General features: G+C 43.9%; 16 protein-coding genes and 1 riboswitch. Of the genes, 14 read left to right on the top strand and 2 right to left on the bottom strand.

The features are described 5' to 3' along the window. Positions 1-20 precede the first annotated feature (20 nt). From DYE48_RS06420 to DYE48_RS06395, 6 genes are all read left to right on the top strand, one after another. Positions 21-785 (top strand): sugar phosphate isomerase/epimerase family protein, encoded by a 765-nt coding sequence (locus DYE48_RS06420; protein WP_115822907.1) that lies wholly within the window; start codon positions 21-23, stop codon positions 783-785. A gap of 25 nt (positions 786-810) precedes the next feature. Continuing rightward, positions 811-2,079 (top strand): ABC transporter substrate-binding protein, encoded by a 1,269-nt coding sequence (locus DYE48_RS06415; protein WP_115822906.1) that lies wholly within the window; start codon positions 811-813, stop codon positions 2,077-2,079. Positions 2,080-2,124: 45 nt separating this feature from the next. Next, entirely contained in the window at positions 2,125-3,072 is a 948-nt protein-coding gene (locus tag DYE48_RS06410; protein WP_115822905.1) for a carbohydrate ABC transporter permease, read from the top strand. Continuing rightward, entirely contained in the window at positions 3,069-3,623 is a 555-nt protein-coding gene (locus DYE48_RS06405) for a carbohydrate ABC transporter permease (protein WP_244199383.1), read from the top strand. The genes DYE48_RS06410 and DYE48_RS06405 overlap by 4 nt, the downstream gene beginning before the upstream one ends. A gap of 179 nt (positions 3,624-3,802) precedes the next feature. Next, positions 3,803-4,882: a Gfo/Idh/MocA family protein gene (locus tag DYE48_RS06400; RefSeq protein ID WP_115822904.1), complete on the top strand. Its 1,080-nt coding sequence runs from the start codon at positions 3,803-3,805 to the stop codon at positions 4,880-4,882. 6 nt (positions 4,883-4,888) lie between these two features. Beyond that, entirely contained in the window at positions 4,889-5,938 is a 1,050-nt protein-coding gene (locus DYE48_RS06395) for a Gfo/Idh/MocA family protein (RefSeq protein WP_115822903.1), read from the top strand. Positions 5,939-6,031: 93 nt separating this feature from the next. Here DYE48_RS06395 and DYE48_RS06390 read toward each other — a convergent pair whose 3' ends face one another. Then, on the bottom strand, positions 6,032-6,907 hold the full coding sequence (locus DYE48_RS06390) for a 5'-methylthioadenosine/S-adenosylhomocysteine nucleosidase (RefSeq protein WP_115822952.1): 876 nt from the start codon (positions 6,905-6,907) through the stop codon (positions 6,032-6,034). Between the two features lie 154 nt (positions 6,908-7,061). Next, a riboswitch (purine riboswitch) is annotated at positions 7,062-7,165 on the bottom strand. 423 nt (positions 7,166-7,588) lie between these two features. On the opposite strand from DYE48_RS06390, the gene DYE48_RS06385 reads away from it, so the two are divergent. Together DYE48_RS06385 and glpK are read left to right on the top strand one after the other, a co-directional pair. After that, complete coding sequence (locus tag DYE48_RS06385; protein ID WP_115822902.1) at positions 7,589-8,419, top strand: MIP/aquaporin family protein; 831 nt, start codon at positions 7,589-7,591, stop codon at positions 8,417-8,419. Between the two features lie 22 nt (positions 8,420-8,441). After that, positions 8,442-9,935: a glycerol kinase GlpK gene (gene glpK / locus DYE48_RS06380; protein WP_115822901.1), complete on the top strand. Its 1,494-nt coding sequence runs from the start codon at positions 8,442-8,444 to the stop codon at positions 9,933-9,935. Between the two features lie 215 nt (positions 9,936-10,150). Here the strand turns inward: glpK and DYE48_RS06375 are convergent, their stop codons facing one another. Beyond that, positions 10,151-10,528: a PilZ domain-containing protein gene (locus tag DYE48_RS06375; RefSeq protein WP_167449455.1), complete on the bottom strand. Its 378-nt coding sequence runs from the start codon at positions 10,526-10,528 to the stop codon at positions 10,151-10,153. Positions 10,529-10,750: 222 nt separating this feature from the next. Here DYE48_RS06375 and DYE48_RS06370 point away from each other — a divergent pair, with 222 nt between their 5' ends. From DYE48_RS06370 to DYE48_RS06350, 6 genes are all read left to right on the top strand, one after another. Continuing rightward, positions 10,751-11,803, top strand: a complete 1,053-nt coding sequence (locus tag DYE48_RS06370) for a lactonase family protein (RefSeq protein WP_115822899.1) — start codon at positions 10,751-10,753, stop codon at positions 11,801-11,803. Between the two features lie 300 nt (positions 11,804-12,103). After that, a complete protein-coding gene (locus DYE48_RS06365) occupies positions 12,104-12,712 on the top strand; it encodes a hypothetical protein (protein ID WP_244199382.1) in 609 nt (202 codons plus the stop codon). 180 nt (positions 12,713-12,892) lie between these two features. After that, on the top strand, positions 12,893-13,057 hold the full coding sequence (locus tag DYE48_RS21115; protein ID WP_167449454.1) for a hypothetical protein: 165 nt from the start codon (positions 12,893-12,895) through the stop codon (positions 13,055-13,057). Between the two features lie 302 nt (positions 13,058-13,359). Continuing rightward, complete coding sequence (locus DYE48_RS06360) at positions 13,360-14,376, top strand: NAD-dependent epimerase/dehydratase family protein (RefSeq protein ID WP_115822898.1); 1,017 nt, start codon at positions 13,360-13,362, stop codon at positions 14,374-14,376. Beyond that, the gene (locus DYE48_RS06355; RefSeq protein ID WP_115822897.1) at positions 14,376-15,437 is read left to right on the top strand and encodes a dihydrodipicolinate synthase family protein; all 1,062 of its coding nucleotides are present in this window, start codon (positions 14,376-14,378) and stop codon (positions 15,435-15,437) included. The genes DYE48_RS06360 and DYE48_RS06355 overlap by 1 nt, the downstream gene beginning before the upstream one ends. After that, positions 15,437-17,500 (top strand): alginate lyase family protein, encoded by a 2,064-nt coding sequence (locus DYE48_RS06350; RefSeq protein ID WP_115822896.1) that lies wholly within the window; start codon positions 15,437-15,439, stop codon positions 17,498-17,500. Before DYE48_RS06355 ends, DYE48_RS06350 begins: the two co-directional genes overlap by 1 nt. The last annotated feature ends 96 nt before the right edge of the window (positions 17,501-17,596 follow it).

Raw genomic sequence — 17,596 nt, 5'->3', positions numbered from 1 at the left:
AATAAAAGGAGTGGTTGCTGATGACGAACATACCTGTTGCGCTTCAAATGTTTACATTACGAAAAGAGAGTGAGAAGGACTTCAAGGGTGTATTGGAAAAAGTCGCGGACATTGGATTTGATGGGGTGGAATTTGCCGGCTATGGAGGGTTCCAACCAACCGAACTCAAGAGACTGATCGATGATTTAGGCCTCAAAGCTGCTTCCAGTCATATCCCTCTTCCTACATTAGAAAGTGATTTGGAAAAAGTAATCGAAACACAAAAAGTCTTGGGGAGTAAACATATCGTGTGCCCTCACCTGCCTCCGGAAAGAAGGACAGATGGAGATTACCGTCGTCTCGTATCCATTTTAAATGAAGCAGGACGCCGTTCTTCAGAAGAAGGTATCAGCCTGTCCTATCACAACCATGATTTTGAATTACACCCGATGAAAGATGGCCGGGCACCGCTGGAATTTCTCCTGTTGGAAACAAATCCTGAATGGGTGAAAGCGGAGTTTGATATTTACTGGTTAACTAAAGCGGGTGAGTCTCCTCAAGAGTGGTTGAATCAGTATAAGGGCCGTACACCACTCGTCCATTTGAAAGACATGACGACAGATGGTGAACAGTTCTTCGCAGAATTAGGCACAGGCGGGGTAGATGTTGAAGGTGTGTTACAGAAAGGATCAGCTAATGAAGTGGAATGGTGGATTGTGGAACAGGATCAGTCTAGAGGTTCTGCCTTAAAGAGCATTCAGGAAAGCTTTCGCTGGTTACAGAGTCAAAACGTTACATCTATTTAATTTCAAGTAAAAAGGAGCGGTTACTTTGAAAAGAATATGTAGTTTGATGATGCTTGGCTTGTTACTCGTATTAGCAGCGTGCGGGGGAGATTCCTCAAGCACTGCAGGTGGAAGTGAGAAGAAGGTTCTTGAATTCTGGCATATCGACCCAGGTGAAAAAGAAAAAATCTATGAAGAAGCGGTAGAGAGGTTTGAAGAGAAAAATCCGGATGTCGATGTAAAAGTGTTAAGAATTCCGAATGATGCTTATAAGCAGAAGCTTTCTGTTGCGATGTCTGGTGGAAATCCTCCTGATGTTTTCCATAGCTGGGGTGGCGGATGGTTGAAGCAGTTTGTCGATCAGGACAAAGTGATGGACGTTACGGAAGATATCGAACCATCTAAATTCAATGAACTGGCCCTTGCGAATGGGACATTTGATGAAAAGGTTTACGGGCTTCCATTAGGACTCTCTATTGATGTCGTTTTTTATAATAAAGAAATCTTTGAAAAGTACGGTCTGGAAGAGCCGGAAACGTACGAAGAATGGCTGACCATCATTGATACATTGAATGAAAATGAAATTATTCCAATTGCTTTAGCCAACAAGACCAAATGGCCGGGTGCGTATTACCTGATGAACTTTGCAAGTCGTATTGCTGGTCCAGAACTTTTTGACAGCGCTTTCAATCGTGAAGGGAAAGGATTCGATGATGAAGCGTATGTACAAGCAGGAGAGTACATACAGGAAATGGTTAAAAAAGATGCCTTTAATGAAGGATTTAACGGTGTTCCTTACGATGAAGGGACAGGCAGACAGCTCTTGTACTCTGGACAGGCAGCCATGATGGACATGACCATCTCCTTTTTGAACAACGTTCGAAGTGAAGCTCCTGATTTTGAAGAAAAATTAGATTTCTTCGTCTTCCCGAAAGTTGATGGCGGCCAAGGAGATCAAACACACGTAGGTGCAGCGACAGGCCCGGTCTGGTCAGCAGCGAAAAACACAGAACACCCTGAACTTGCAAAAGAACTAATGAAAGAATTGACAAGTGAAGAAACCGCCCGTAATTATACGGATCGCACCGGATCACTGACAGCCGTTAGCGGAGTCGTTCCAACCGATGAATTCACAAGCCAGTTCTATGATGTTGTCGAACAGGCAACACACTTGCAAATGCCTTATGACCAGACACTTCCACCGGAACTTGCTGAGCTTCACAAAGATACGACACAGGCGATCTTTGGTTTGGATATGACACCAGAAGAAGCGGCGAAACAGATGGAGGAAAAAGCTCAGGAAGAACTGGAATAAAGGAGGGGGCTTTCCCCTCCTCCTATCAATGGAAGGAGAGATCATGTGCAAACACTTGTGAATAAAATGGCGCGATCACGAACGATGTCGAAGTCAAAGACCAAAAGTACGAACGTCAAGTTCAGAGATGCGCTCACCATCCTGCTTTTCATTGCTCCTGCTTTCATCGTTTATGCGGTTTACGTTCTCTATCCGATATTCTCCACGTTCCGGTATAGTCTTCATGCATGGGATGGAATGAGTGAGATGACGTTTGTGGGCTTTGCCAATTACATTCAACTGTTTCAGGATGCAGTCTTTTGGACTTCATTAACCAATAATGCCTGGGTCGTAATCGTATCGGTTTTTGTACAAATTCCCTTAGGGCTCTTAATGGCGCTAATGTTATTTGCCCCGATCAAAGGCATTCGTTTTATGAGCAGTGTTTACTTTTTCCCTTTTCTCATGTCAACGGTTGCAATCGGACTGTTATGGGTGCTCATGTATGACCCGATCAACGGAATCATCAATCAACTAGTGACACTCTTAGGATTTGATAGTGTCTCCTGGTTAAGTCAGGCGGATACCGCTATGTTTGCCGTCCTGCTTGTCGTCGTTTGGCAGTTCGCTCCTTTTTATATGATTCTATTTAAAGCTGCGATTGTCGGTATTCCGGAAGAATTGTATGAAGCGGCGAAAATGGATGGAGCGAATGCGTTGACGAAATTCATTCATATTACTTTACCTATGCTCATGCCTACAATTGTAAGCTCATCGATTCTAGCGATTGTCGGATCATTAAAAGCTTTTGACATCTTTTATATTATGACGGGCGGTGGCCCGAACCATGGTACGGAGTTGATGGGCACGTATATGTTCAAACAAGCCTTTATCAATTTCAATATGGGCTATGCAAGCGCCATTGCTTTCCTGATGTTCTTTATCGCTCTTGTGGTGACAATCATTATTCAAATGCTGGACTTTTATCGTAAAAAGAGAGGAGCGTATTCATGACAGCTACGTTTAAGAAAATCCCCCTGTACGTAATTGCACTGCTGCTGCTCGTTTTCACAGGTTTCCCTTTTCTTTATATGTTGTCGACAGCTTTGAAAGATCAGTCAAGCTTTTTTGAGGCCCCCTTCTCCTTCTTTACGTCATTTAATCTGGAGAATTTCGCCTCGGTTTTTGAAATGGGATTAACGCGCTACTTTTTCAACAGTATCTTAATCAGCTTCCTTGCAGTCATCATTGTCATGTTTATAGCGTCCCTGGCTAGTTATCCACTAAGCCGTATGAAATTCAAATTCAATCGTGTGTTATTTCTGATTTTCATTTCTGGGATGATGCTCCCCATCCATGCGACCCTCATCCCCATTTTTAAACTGACGGAAAACATTGGTCTCTACGATACACTGTGGGCTCTGCTTGGTCCATACATTGCCTTTAGTTTACCGATCTCCATCTTTATTTTGACACAGTTCATGCAGGAGATTCCGAAAACTTCATCCACTTATGGAATGAATTCATTTTTGCATTGGTGCTCATCTCCAGTCCTGAAAGTATGACTCTTCCCCTTGGGCTTCAGGACTTCAGAGGCGAATTCTCCGTCAACATCCCAGGTCTCATGGCAGCATTAACACTTGCCAGCCTGCCAATCCTTATGATTTATCTTTTCTCACAGGAAAAAGTGGTCAAAGGACTGGCGGGAGGAGCAGTAAAAGAATAGAAAAGAGAGGTGTCTTTAATGAAACCCCTGAACATTGGTGTCGTCGGGTGCGGTCACATCAGCGATATCTATTTTCAAAATAGCGCGGCCCATTCAAATTTCAATATTGTCGCATGTGCCGACCTTAACGATAAACTAGCTGAAAAGAAAGCAGATCTCTATCACATTTCAAACGTTTCCGTTGAAGAAATGATGAGCCGGCCGGATATCGACCTGATCGTCAACTTAACTCCACCAGCGGCTCATGCGGAAGTCACATTAAATGCTTTAAACCATAACAAACATGTGTACAGTGAGAAACCTTTGGCTGTCGATTTAGAAGACGGTCGCAAAATCATAGAGTTGGCAGAAGAGAAAAACTTACAAGTGGGTGTAGCGCCGGATACTTTCCTTGGTGCAGGCATCCAAACATGCCAGGACTTGATTACAAAAGGCGCAATTGGAACACCAACAGCAGGGTCTGCATTTTTGCTTAAACTAGGCCCTGAAAGCTGGCACGAAAACCCGGAGTTCTTTTATCAAAGAGGCGGAGGTCCTCTCTTCGACATGGGCCCTTATTATTTAACAACCCTTGTTCAATTGCTGGGGCCGATCCAATCCGTCATGGCGGTCGCTAAAACGAACCCAGCAGACAGAAGAATACTTACAGGTCCCAAAAAGGGAACCAAGCTGAATGTGGAGACCCCGACGCATTACTCTGGAATCTTACAATTTGAAGAAGGCCCTGTTGTTACGATGACGATGAGTTTTGATGTCCCAGCAACAGATACTCCTCTGATTGAGATTTATGGAGAGACAGGGACGTTGAAAGTGCCGGATCCTAATACCTTTGGTGGTCCTGTATTTATGAAAAAGAAGAATGACGAGCAATGGATAGAGGTCGAATTAACCCATCCGTTTTCCGAGAACAGTAGAGGGTTGGGCATTGCTGAAATGGTGGACGCGATTCAGCAGCAAACGTCATTTAAAGTGAATGGAAGACAGGGCCTGCATGTGTTGGAAGCGATGCACGCCTTCCACGCATCCTCAGAATCGGGGAAACAAATTCAATTACAAAGCTCTGGAATGCTATCAACTTTACTCGAAACGAAAGGATGATAATCGATGGGAAATTTTAAAGTAGGTGTCATTGGTTGTGGAAGTATTGCTCAGAAACGCCATTTACCTGAATATCTGGCAAACGAGAATGTGGAAATTGTGGCGGTTTGTGATGTGGTTGAAAGTAGAGCAGAAGAAATGGCGCAAAAATATGGAGCCAAAGCATACACGGACTATAAAAAAGTGTTAAAACTGGAAGAAGTCGATGCGATTAGCGTCTGTCTGCCGAACTATTTACACGCTCCAGTTACCATTGATGCTTTGAACGAAGGGAAACACGTGCTTTGCGAAAAACCAATGGCGGTATCTTTAGAAGAAGCTCAGGCTATGAACCAAGCGGCCAAATGGAATCAGAAAACCTTGATGATCGCCCACAATCAACGTTTCGTTTCTTCCCACCAAAAGGCGAAAAATATCATTGAAAACGGCGACCTAGGCAACATTTACAGCTTCCGAACGACTTTTGGACACGGTGGACCTGAAAATTGGAGCATTGACGGCGCGTCCAGCTGGTTTTTTGATAAAGAGAAAGCATTCGTCGGAGCTATGGGTGACCTCGGCGTACATAAAGCGGATCTCATTCGTTATTTGTTAGGAGATGTATCTGAAGTTGGGGCGTTCGTCCAAACCTCTGCCAAAGAAAACACAGACGTTGACGACAATGCTGTCTGCATTTTGAAAATGGATTCAGGTTTAATTGGTACTTTAACAGCGAGTTGGTCTTACGTCTCAGGCAACGATAACTCTACCGTAATCTATGGAGAAAAGGGTATGATGGAGCTGGAAAACGATCCAGATTACTCGCTGAAAGTCACCTATAAAAATGGAGAAAGTGTCCATTATGGCTTGGATAAGATCCAAACGAATGAAGCGGGTGGCCAAACGACTACCCACGTGATTGATCATTTTGTTGAATCGGTACTAACTGAACGCTCTCCATTGATTACTGGGGAGGAAGGGATGAAGTCATTGCAGGTGATTTTGTCCGCTTTGGAGGCGAATGAAACGAAGAAGATGATAAAAGTGTCCAGTGAGAATGTTTCATTCAGTACCTGAACCACCCTCTAAATGGAATGGAGAGAGTTGGGTTTACTGGTTTAATATGAACAAAGCGCAACCCACTTGATTGGTTGCGCTTTACTTGTTTATTTAGTTTTTCTTAGAAATATACTTTTTCACAACTTCATAGACATAGTCCTGGTTCGCTTCCGCCGTGTCTGGATTATATTCTCCATCATTCGTTTTATTATTGGATAAAATGCGAACGCCTAGGTAAGGTACATCATAAGCTTTGGCAATCTGTGCGCCAGCGGCTCCTTCCATCTCTTCAACAGAAGTGCCGAAGTTTTCATGGAACCACTGGATGCGGTCGACTTCATTGTTCCAGACGTCTGCAGAACCAATCGTACCCTCTACGACTTTTCCTTCTTCGTGAGTATTCTTGACCGCTTTGGCTGCTTTGAGCAATTCCTTGTCTCCTTCAAAATAACGGATGTTTTCAGCATCAGGATCTTCGCCGGCACTTCCTTCTGATGCCATGAGGTCCATTGGAATCCACTCTCTAGGCGCGATGCCTTCTCCATCTTCTCTATGTCCTGTTTTTAGTGATCCAATGTTGACGGTTCTTTCTCCTAAGACGATATCAAACACATGCAACTCAGGATCGTGACCCCCTGATGTTCCTTGGTTGATGATGGCCGCCGGGTCGAATTTTTCTATAGCGATCGCTGTAGCGGCGGCTGTATTTTCCATGCCTTTACCTGTTTTCATGACAATCACAGGATAATCATCGACTTTCCCTTTATAAAAAACAAAGTTTCCGGATGTTTCTTCTTCTACATCCTCAAGCTTTGCTGCGAAATTTTCTGCTTCAATAGGCATCGGGCCCTGGATAAGGATCGGTTGCTGCTCCTGTTCGTTTTCTTCAGCAGATGCTTCACTCTCAGTAGAATTCTGGCACCCTGTCAGGAAAGAAAAGAATAGAGTGATAAATAGTAAGAATGCGATGGTACGAATGTTTTTCATGAGTAGCTCTCCCTTGATGTAGTACTCAATCACATCGGTGTACATCATTTCTCCCAAATAAAAAAGCCTGAAAAGGAGGTGTTCTACCTTTCAGACTACAAAAAGTCAAAGCATGAGTTAGCGGCATCGCTAAAAATAGCTGCTTCTGTCCCGCAGCTTTATTGCTTTAACTCGTAGTCTGGTTCTTTCAATGGGAACCAGGTAGAGACGCTCAGACCTTATTACTGAGAATATACGAGTACGATATGTAATTGGCTATGTTGCTACTATAACAAATACAAGTGAAATGAACAAGAATAAAATGAACATTATATTAATTTAAGTTAATAATGTTCGTGTTTATTGGTTGTTAAGGAGAATTTTAAGTGTTTTTGGAATGATATCTATGTTATACACGGATGGAAGGATGTGGAGTTTGGGGGAGAAACTCGTATCCTCTGCCGGAAAATCACCTTCTTTAAGGTGGCACTTATGAGAGCTGCAGTACTCCAATATGGAAGCGATTTAATAATATTCATTGACACCGCTTACATGGGTGTGTACAATCAGAGATACAAGTTAAAGATGTGACGGAGATATGGAGACTCACACGGAAACCGGACGTTTATCGTTCGGCTATTCAGTGTGGGTCTCTTTTTTTTCGTTCAAATCTTTCTAGAAAATAATAAAGGAGTTTTCTATATGTCAGCATTTGTTGCAGAGCTGATTGGCACGATGATTTTGATCATCTTTGGTGGCGGCGTTGTCGGTGGTGTGGTATTGAAGAATTCAAAAGCCGAAGGATCCGGCTGGATAGTCATTACGATTGCCTGGGGGCTTGCCGTTACGATGGGTGTTTATGCAGTTGGTGGATTCTCCGGAGCTCACCTCAATCCTGCAGTCACTTTAGGCTTTGCGTCGATTGGTGATTTTCCGTGGGCGAAGGTCCCAGTTTATATCACGGCCCAGATGATCGGAGCGTTCATCGGTGCAGGTATTGTTTTTCTTAACTACCTGCCACACTGGAGAGCGACAGAAGACAAAGGGGCTAAACTCGCCGTATTTTCTACAGACCCGGCGATTCGCAGTCCTTTTTCCAACTTAGTCACAGAGATGATCGGAACATTCGTCCTGGTGATGGGATTGTTATTTATTGGTGCGAATGAATTTACGGAAGGACTGAATCCACTCATCGTCGGGGCTCTCATTGTAGCCATCGGGATGTCCATTGGTGGAACGACCGGTTATGCGATTAACCCGGCACGTGATTTAGGGCCTAGGATTGCCCACGCTTTACTTCCGATTCCCGGAAAAGGCGGTTCAGACTGGGGTTATGCCTGGATTCCTGTCGTTGGTCCAGTCGTGGGAGGAATCTATGGAGCTCTCTTTTATCAGGCGATATTCATGCAGGAATTTTCCGTTCCCTTTTGGATTTTATCGGTTGTTATTGGAATCGTTATCATAGGAGCAGCAGCTTCAGAATTGAAAAAAGAACAAACCTATAGTGAGAAGTTAGAAGAAAAAATCAGCTAATTCTTATAAGGAGATGATAGATATGCAAAAGCAGTACATTCTTTCCATTGATCAGGGGACAACGAGTTCACGGGCGATTCTTTTCGATAAAGCTGGAAAAATCGTCGAAACCGCACAAAAAGAATTTGAACAATTTTTCCCGAAGCCGGGCTGGGTCGAACACGATGCGAATGAAATATGGACATCCGTGTTAGCTTGTATCGCTGATGTGTTAAGAAAATCAGATGTGAATGCCAACCAAATTGCAGGGATCGGCATTACCAACCAACGCGAAACAGCCGTAGTATGGGATAAAAACACAGGGAAGCCGATTCACAAAGCTGTTGTCTGGCAATCCCGTCAGACGGAAGGCATTTGTAAAGAGCTGCGAGCAGCTGGTCACAATGACCTTTTCCGTGAGAAAACCGGTTTGCTGTTAGATCCATACTTCTCTGGAACAAAAGTAAAATGGATGTTAGACAATGTTGAAGGAGCAAGAGAGAAGGCAGAGAATGGAGATCTTTTATTCGGAACGATTGATACATGGCTTGTGTACAAGCTTTCTGGAGGTAAAGCTCATATCACGGACTACTCCAACGCCTCCCGTACGTTGATGTACAACATTTATGACTTGAAGTGGGATGAAGAACTTCTGGACATCCTAGGTGTTCCAGCGTCCATGCTTCCAGAAGTGAAACCATCATCGGAAATTTATGCTCATACCGTTGATTATCATTTCTTCGGCCAGGAAATTCCGATTGCAGGGATTGCCGGTGACCAACAGGCAGCTCTGTTTGGACAAGCTTGTTTTGAAAAAGGAATGGCGAAAAATACGTATGGAACAGGCTGCTTCATGTTAATGAACACAGGAGAAGAAGGTGTAGCTTCCGAACACGGTCTTTTGACAACGCTCGCATGGGGACTTGATGGAAAAGTGGAATATGCGCTTGAAGGCAGCATCTTTGTAGCAGGATCTGCGATACAATGGCTGCGCGACGGCTTGAATATGATTGAAAGCGCTCCAGAAACAGAAGCTTTAGCTACATCCGTAGAGTCCTCAGACGGTGTATATATGGTACCTGCTTTTGTAGGGCTCGGAACACCGTACTGGGACAGCGATGCCAGAGGTGCCATGTTCGGTCTGACCCGTGGAACGACCAAGGAGCACTTCGTCCGCGCGACATTGGAATCCCTCGCTTATCAAACGAAAGACGTACTGGATGCGATGATTGCCGATTCAGAAATAGATTTGAAAGCCCTACGTGTCGACGGTGGCGCTGTTAAAAACAATTTCCTGATGCAGTTCCAAAGTGACATCCTCGGCGTACCGGTCGAGCGTCCGGTCGTCCAGGAAACCACCGCGCTCGGTGCAGCCTTTTTGGCAGGTCTTGCGGTCGGGTATTGGAAAGATAAAGAGGAAATTAAGCAGCAGTCAGAAAATGAGCGTACGTTTACGGTAGAGATGAGTGAAGAAGAACAGCAAAGCCTTTATAAAGGTTGGCAGAAAGCTGTTGAAGCGACAAGACAGTTTAAATGATTGTATTAAAGCGCAGGGAGACGGGCTTTCGTTCCCCTGCGCTTTTTTGTTTCCTATATATAGCTCTCCACACGCCCTATATTTTCCCCGGTGAGTGGAGGAAAATATAGGGCGTTCTAGTTGTTGAAAAATTTGCAGGGGTATTGTTTTTATAAAATGAGAAGGCGGGGAAGACAATAGGAAATGAAGCCTTTGCTCTGCCAAGCAGGCGTCACTTATATTTCATTCCTATTATCATGGTGGCTGGCGTAAACCTTGAGCGCTTCGACCAACCCTTTCCTTTCCGTTTCATCCAAGTCCATAAAGATGCCATAATTGTACCCAGCGATTTTTTTCTTCCAAACGACAGTCCCGGGTAGGTGGAAAGATCGTTTATTCAGGTGAAAGCTGATAGACAATTTGACCTCATGTCCATCACTATGAGGGAGATCCAAGTTTGTATTCAACTTCATCCCGTTTGGGCTGATATTTATGATCCGTGCCTCACCTTTTGAAGTGTTTACCTCTTTCCTGCCAACTCTATGAATACGGAACAAAGCGTTGAGCGGTTCTTTGAACTCATAGCGGAAGTAATCTTTCCTTTTATATCTCATGCTCCTACCTCCCAGTCTGTTCGTTTTCATCTTTGTATGTTCATCATACGTTCCTGCGATTTGGATGACAAGATATGGATGTACCGTTAAGGTAATGAAAACCCGGGTATAGATAAGGGGAAATAGAAGTGATTTAGAAGTGAAACCGTTTATGAGATAATGAAAGAGAACCGTCGATCTGATAGGATATTTTAATACAACCGATATAAAGGAGTTTTCGTAATGGCAAAGTTTGTTGGATATGTTGGAACATATACGAAACAGGATAGTAAAGGTGTATATCAATTCACGCTGAATACAGACACCAAAGCATTGAAAGATGTGAAATTAGCTGCTGAGCTGGGAAACCCGACGTATGTAACCGTGAGTGACGATCAGAAAAATCTATATGCAGTCACAAAAGAAGGAGAAAACGGTGGCGTTACGGCTTTTTCCATTCAAGGTGAAACGGGTGAATTAACAAAATTAAATATCCAAACCGCTGCTGGATCACCGCCATGTCATGTAAGTGTCGATCGAGGTAAGGGTACGGTCGTAACGGCGAATTATCATACAACGAACATTGTGGCTTATCAAACCAATGAAGATGGATCTTTGAATCCGGCAACTTCTGTGATCGAACACGAAGGCACAGGTCCTCATGAGCGACAGGAAAAACCTCATATGCACTATGCAGGATTCACACCAGATGAAAAATACGTGATCGCGATCGATCTTGGAAGTGACCGGGTCATTACTTACGCTGCTGATCAAGGGGATCTAACTCAGGTCCAAGTATTCAACACAGCGCCTGGCAGTGGTCCAAGACACATCACGTTCCATCCGAATAAAAAGTATGCGTACGTGATGACAGAGCTGAGTTCAGAAGTTCTTGTGCTTCACTATGATGAGAAAAACGGTAGCTTCACAGAACAACAAGCGATTAAAACGATTCCGGAAGACTTTAACGAAACCAATGACGGAAGTGCGATCCATATTTCTTCAGATGGACAATTTGTTTACGCTGGAAATCGCGGACATAATTCTATCGCTGTATATAAAGTAGATCAAGATTCTGGTCAGTTAACGTTTATAGAATGGACTTCTACAGAAGGAAACTGGCCGCGAGACTTTGTGCTGGATCCTACTGAAGAATTCCTGATTGCTACAAACCAGAAATCAAATACGATGACATTGTTTGAAAGGGATAAAGAGACAGGGAAACTATCGCTCGTTCAATCGGATGTTCATGTTCCGGAACCGGTTTGTGTGAAGTTTATCGGCGAAAATAAGTAAGTCTTGATTAGATAAGAGAGGCTGACAACATAAGTGCTGTAGGGTCTTTTCGATGACAGCTTCTTTGATTCAGTCACCTTAAAGAATAGCGTAGCATCAACGCTTTATTGTTGATGCTACGCTATTTTTGTATTTTATATCCATAAGCATTAATCTTAAGAGAAGGAAGTCATTTGAATCATATCCTATCAGAAAGCATTACATTTATTCGCGCTGAAGGTCTCAAGGTGTTTGTCATGCTTTCAAGGAGAAGAAAGTATAAAGTTAAAGTAATGATCCCTTTAAAAGGAGAGTGGTCAAGTGACGATACGGCAGAGCATATTTTTCATCAGCTGGATTGCTTTTATTCTGTATGCGTTTTTTATCGCTCCGAATGGTAATCAAGGATACCTCCATCAATTGATGACGATGGATGACCCGGATCCTTTTTTATTAATGGTGTTTAGCTTTCTTGGAATCTATCCTCTCGTTTTCTCTGCCTTGCTGCTTGGAGAGGATGACAGCCGCTTGCCGCTATGGCCTTTTGTTGCAGGGATGTTCATGTTTGGAGCCTTCGCGTTAATGCCATATTTCTTTCTATCAAAAGGAAAAACTGCAAAAAAACGAAGAACCCCAAAGTGGTTATTGAAAGGAATACAATCAGTCTTATTCTACATCTTTTTAATTATTGGAACTGTTGCTTTATTCCTATATGGAGTAATCCAAGGTAACTTTCATCTTTATCTCGAAGCTTTTCAGATTTCTCAATTTGTACATGTAATGACGATAGACTTCTTTATATTAACGATCATGTCGCCCTTCGTTATTTACTGGAGGGAACGAAAGAATGGTCAGGTTAACCAGCATCATTGGCTTGGGTTCATGCCGATAGTGGGGGCTATCCTATACTTGATAAAGAAAAGGAGATAGCTGCGAATGCAGCTATGAGGTAATTAACGAATGAATTATGTTACCTTGTTTAGGTTATCCCTCTAGTGGGTATTATTCATTTAACGTCATAAAAAGAGAAAAAAGGTCAATAATTGACAAAAGAGACTTTGAGAGATAGTTTTTTTGAGTGTAAATTATTTATAGAAAGTAGGGAAAACAATGAGAGAAGATATGCTGAGAGTCCTCGATCAAAGAGATTACCTAGTAAAAGAGAATCAACGTCTTCAAGAAGAGTTGGAGCAAGAGCGTATGAAGGTTCTCCAGATGAAACAAGAACAAGAGGCGCAACAGAAAGAGCAAGCTCTTTCATCAATGGGAGCATAAAAGAATAATTCGGATGGGACTCAAACGGATGAAGCATCAGTCTTCTGGTTTGAGTTTTTTTATGCCTGTAACTGTAGGTATATATGAATGTGAAAAAGAGGGGAAAAACTATCAACCCACACTACGGTAGGCAAGGAGTCAGATAAACACCTCTTAACCGTATATCGCCTTGAGTAGAAAGAGCCAGCAAGACGGCTCTTTTTTTATTGTTTAAAAAAGGACATATTTAAGTCGTTGTTTAAACTTATGAGGTTATCTAAACTTTCTTATAAGATGAGTAAATTTTATGAGGAGGCTTCAATGTGGAAACGATAGAAGAACTCGAATCTGTCATGTGTAGACCAACAGAGGCATTAGTTGCAGATATAAAGAAGATCGATGGGGATCTTTTAATTCTTGGTGTAGGAGGAAAGATGGGACCTACGTTAGCGAAACTTGCTAAAAATGCGATTGACCAAGCGCGAGTCCAGAAAAAAGTGGTAGGCGTTTCAAGGTTCTCTAATGAAACCCTTCAGGAGGAACTCAACGAACATGGGATTGAGACGATTGCTGCGGATTTATTGAATGAGGAAGAACTCCAAGCACTACCTGAAATGGAAAATGTCATTTATATGGCAGGAAACAAATTCGGGACGACCGGAAATGAACATTTCACTTGGGCAATGAACGCTTATTTACCAGGGAGAGTGGCTGAGAAGTTCAAAAACTCCAGGATCGTATCCTTTTCTACAGGAAATGTGTATCCCCAGACTCGGGTCGGTCATGGCGGAGCGTCGGAGGAGCATGCCACAGGGCCGGTGGGGGAATATGGCCAATCCGCTCTAGGACGGGAGCGTGTCTTCACGCATTTTTCTCATAAATATGGAACACCCTTGTTACACCTCCGTTTGAATTATGCGATTGATCTCCGGTACGGAGTTTTACTGGAAGTCGCCAAATCAGTGAACGAAGGCACACCGATTGATCTGAATATGGGTCATGTGAATGTAATCTGGCAGGGAGATGCGAACGAGGTGGCCATTCGGTCCCTTTTACATTGTGACTCCCCTCCCGTCACCTTGAATATCACGGGTCCTGAGACATTGTCTGTCAGATGGATCGCGCAGAGACTTGGTGAAAAGCTCCACAAGCAGCCTGTTTTTGCTGGAGAAGAGCAGGGGACAGCATTGTTGAGCAATGCTTCTCGAGCTCATGAGATATTCGGGTACCCGAATATTGGTATCCGCCAAATGTTGGATTGGACGGCAGATTGGGTGAAAGGACAAGGGCAAGTGCTGGATAAACCGACCCATTTTCAAGAACGAAAGGGGCAATATTAATGGCGCAAACCTTACAATCCCCGATTCGTACGTTGTTGCATGAAGGGACGGTCATCCCTGCCCACCCGCTTGCTTTGCACAAAGATCGTACGTTGGATGAAGAAAGACAACGGGCTTTGACGAATTACTACATCTCAAGCGGGGCCGGTGGAGTTGCGGTCGGTGTCCATACGACTCAATTTGAAATCAGGGACGAAGGCATTGATTTGTACGAAACGGTGCTGAGGATGGCCGTTGAAGAAATTGATCAAGCAAATTTGTCTCGCCCATTCATTAAAGTGGCCGGCGTCGTAGGAGAGCTGGATCAAGCACGGGAAGAAGCGGAAATAGCCAAAGGTTTGGGGTATGACCTTGCGCTTGTAAGCATGGGAGGTCTTTCCCATTTAAACGAAGAAGAGCATTTAGAAAGAGTCAAGGCCATGGCAGAAATCATGCCGGTCTTCGGTTTTTATCTGCAGCCGGCCGTAGGCGGACGTGTCTTCTCTTATGAATTCTGGCGTGCGTTTGCCGATATTCAAGGGGTGTGTGCCATCAAACTGGCCCCCTTTGACCGATATCAAACCATTGATGTAGTGAGGGCCGTGTGCCATTCGAAAAGAAGGGATGATATTGCTTTGTACACCGGGAATGATGACCATATTGTGGATGATCTTTTGACGACTTTTCGATTTCGGATCGATGGAAAAGTTTTATCGAAATCGATTGTCGGCGGGTTGCTTGGGCAGTGGGCAGTCTGGACGTCTAAAGCGGTCACGCTGCTTGATCAAGTGAAAGAAGCGAAACAAAGCAGGCTCATTCCTGCTGAGTTGTTAACGGCAGGTGCGGAACTTACGGATGCGAATGCGGCTATTTTTGATGCGGCGAATGGTTTTAAAGGAAGTATTGCCGGCATCAATGAGATATTGAGGCGACAAGGCTTATTGCGGGAACGCCTATGTCTGATGGAACACGAGCGGCTCAGTCCAGGGCAGGAAAAAGAAATTGACCGCATTCACGAAGACTACCCACATTTAAATGATGATGCATTTGTAAAAAATCACATTCAATCAGGGGTTTTATAATGTCGACATTTTCAGAAGAGAAAAGAACCAATGAATCCACAGACGTACGACGATTTTTTTATTCGCGTGAAGACCGAAATGAAATAAAGAATCTGACTCTCCAATACTGGAAAGGGGAAACGGATGAAGTGATGGAACGGGCTCGCCTTGCCAGTGAAAACACGTTTGTATTTACTCACAGGTGGGACATGGAACGCTGTGAAACACCGGTCACTTTTTCGAATGAAATTGATTGGACGTTCCAGTTTCAGGACGATTTTGAATGGACGGTGAACTTGAACCGCGCGCGCTTCATGGCAGAACTCGGGCAAGCCTACTGGTTAACCGGTGAAAAGAGCTTTGCAAGCCATTATATCCGGCTGATGAAAGACTGGATCCGTCAGAACCCATTGTCAGAGGAAGAAATACTCGAAAGCCAGTCCCGTTATTATAATGTGAAGGATACCTGGAGGAAGCTCGACAGCGGCATTCGGATCTGCAACTGGATCAAAGGGTATTTCTGTGTCAGGGAATCCGAGGAGTGGGGAGAAGCGGAAGAAGAGTTGTTCAAGGAGGCGCTTGCTCTTCATGGACACTATCTGAGTATCGCCTATACCCCTCATGATCAGCAAAGCAACTGGGGATTTTTAGAGACGAATGGCTTGTTCCAAATCGCCTTGTTATTTCCACAGGTTGAAAGTTCAGACCAATGGATGCAGCTGGCTTTGGAGAGGATGGCCAATATGTGTCAGCTTCAAGTCTTTGAAGATGGGATGCACAATGAACAAAGTCCTATGTATCACCATGAAGTCCTGCACTGTTTATTTGAAACGGTCCTGCTTGCGAGAAAAAATCAATGGTCCATTCCGGAAATCATGGAAAATACGCTGAACCGAATGTTCACGGCTTCGCTTTCTTTCGTCAAGCCGAGTGGTTACCAGCCGATGACGAGCGACAGTGATCATACGGACATCAGAGATGTGTTGAGCCGCGGTGCCTTGCTGTATGAAAGAAGTGATTTGAAACATCAAGGTTATGATGTCCTGGATTTTGAAGGCATTTGGTATTACGGGAAAGATGGCTTTGATGTTTATGAGGAGCTGGAAACGGCTGAACCTGCCTTTTATTCGACTCATCTAGAGCAAAGTGGATATACCATCATGCGGAATGGATGGTCTCCTGACGACCACTATCTTCTTTTTGATGGCGGACATATGGATATTATCAGAGCCCACGGCCACGATGATTTTCTTCATTTCGATTTAGTTGCACATGGATCGGATATGATTATTGATCCAGGGCGTTACACGTACAAAGAGAACGATCACCGTCAATATTTCAAAGAATCTTTCCAGCATAACACCTGCAATGTGGATGGCTGTTCTATTTCCACGTATCTCGATTCGTGGCATTGGGAAGATTCCGCCCAGCCAGTGAACAGATATTGGAAAGGGAATAAGGACTATGATTATGTCCAGGGCGGTCACAATGGATATTTGAGGCTCGAAGACCCTGTTCAGGTCATGCGGCAAATATTGTTCGTCAAGCCTCATTATTGGGTGCTGGTCGATACGTTCAAGTCCAAGCATGTCCATGATTTCGCCCAGCATTTCCACTTCGCTGAACATGCGGCCCTTCACAATGACTCTTCCAAACGCAAAATTCAAGTCAAGGGAGGAGAAGGGGGGCATTTGGACATGACCTATTTTCAGGATGTTTCATTGACTCAGGAAGACTGCTGGATATCAAGAGATTACAACCAAAAGACGAAGTCTACGAAAATGGTAGCTCGACAAAAAGGGAGCGGACAGACGACGTTCGTCACCATACTGAATCCTTATCGCGATGATGAACACCCGGACATGGAAATATATGAAGTAGAAGTTCATAATACTCGCTCAGAGAAGATGTCGAAGGATGATGTCACAGCTTTTGAAGTGAAAAGGGGAGAGGAAAGCGAGGTCGTGTTATTCTCCCATGATGGTCCGAAAAGCTTTCAATTTGCGGATACACAAATGACGGGAGATGTTCTCTTGATCAAACGCAGCTGTGATGAAGAGGAACGGTTTATCATTAAAGTCTAGAACACTTCTTCCTGTTACATTTTTTCAGGTGAAAGGGAGGTCCCGAATGCTTTCGCCTACTGTGGGCTTCTGCATAAACTTTCCGGATGTTCCGGG

Origin of the sequence: Halobacillus trueperi, from assembly GCF_003386945.1 — a bacterium.
In the GTDB taxonomy this organism is placed as follows: domain Bacteria; phylum Bacillota; class Bacilli; order Bacillales; family Halobacillaceae; genus Halobacillus; species Halobacillus aidingensis.
Note: the sequence above shows the minus strand (reverse complement) of the source record. Positions and strands in the feature narration are given on the sequence as shown.

What these genes read in the sequence shown, in the direction of transcription:
- DYE48_RS06395 (WP_115822903.1), top strand. Translation starts at nt 4,889, where the DNA reads ATGGGAAATTTTAAAGTAGGTGTCATTGGTTGTGGAAGTATTGCTCAG.
- DYE48_RS06400 (WP_115822904.1), top strand. Translation starts at nt 3,803, where the DNA reads ATGAAACCCCTGAACATTGGTGTCGTCGGGTGCGGTCACATCAGCGAT.
- DYE48_RS06350 (WP_115822896.1), top strand. Translation starts at nt 15,437, where the DNA reads ATGTCGACATTTTCAGAAGAGAAAAGAACCAATGAATCCACAGACGTA.
- DYE48_RS06385 (WP_115822902.1), top strand. Translation starts at nt 7,589, where the DNA reads ATGTCAGCATTTGTTGCAGAGCTGATTGGCACGATGATTTTGATCATC.
- DYE48_RS06390 (WP_115822952.1), bottom strand. Translation starts at nt 6,907, where the DNA reads ATGAAAAACATTCGTACCATCGCATTCTTACTATTTATCACTCTATTC.
- DYE48_RS06370 (WP_115822899.1), top strand. Translation starts at nt 10,751, where the DNA reads ATGGCAAAGTTTGTTGGATATGTTGGAACATATACGAAACAGGATAGT.
- DYE48_RS06355 (WP_115822897.1), top strand. Translation starts at nt 14,376, where the DNA reads ATGGCGCAAACCTTACAATCCCCGATTCGTACGTTGTTGCATGAAGGG.
- glpK (WP_115822901.1), top strand. Translation starts at nt 8,442, where the DNA reads ATGCAAAAGCAGTACATTCTTTCCATTGATCAGGGGACAACGAGTTCA.
- DYE48_RS21115 (WP_167449454.1), top strand. Translation starts at nt 12,893, where the DNA reads ATGAGAGAAGATATGCTGAGAGTCCTCGATCAAAGAGATTACCTAGTA.
- DYE48_RS06405 (WP_244199383.1), top strand. Translation starts at nt 3,069, where the DNA reads ATGACAGCTACGTTTAAGAAAATCCCCCTGTACGTAATTGCACTGCTG.
- DYE48_RS06420 (WP_115822907.1), top strand. Translation starts at nt 21, where the DNA reads ATGACGAACATACCTGTTGCGCTTCAAATGTTTACATTACGAAAAGAG.
- DYE48_RS06375 (WP_167449455.1), bottom strand. Translation starts at nt 10,528, where the DNA reads ATGAGATATAAAAGGAAAGATTACTTCCGCTATGAGTTCAAAGAACCG.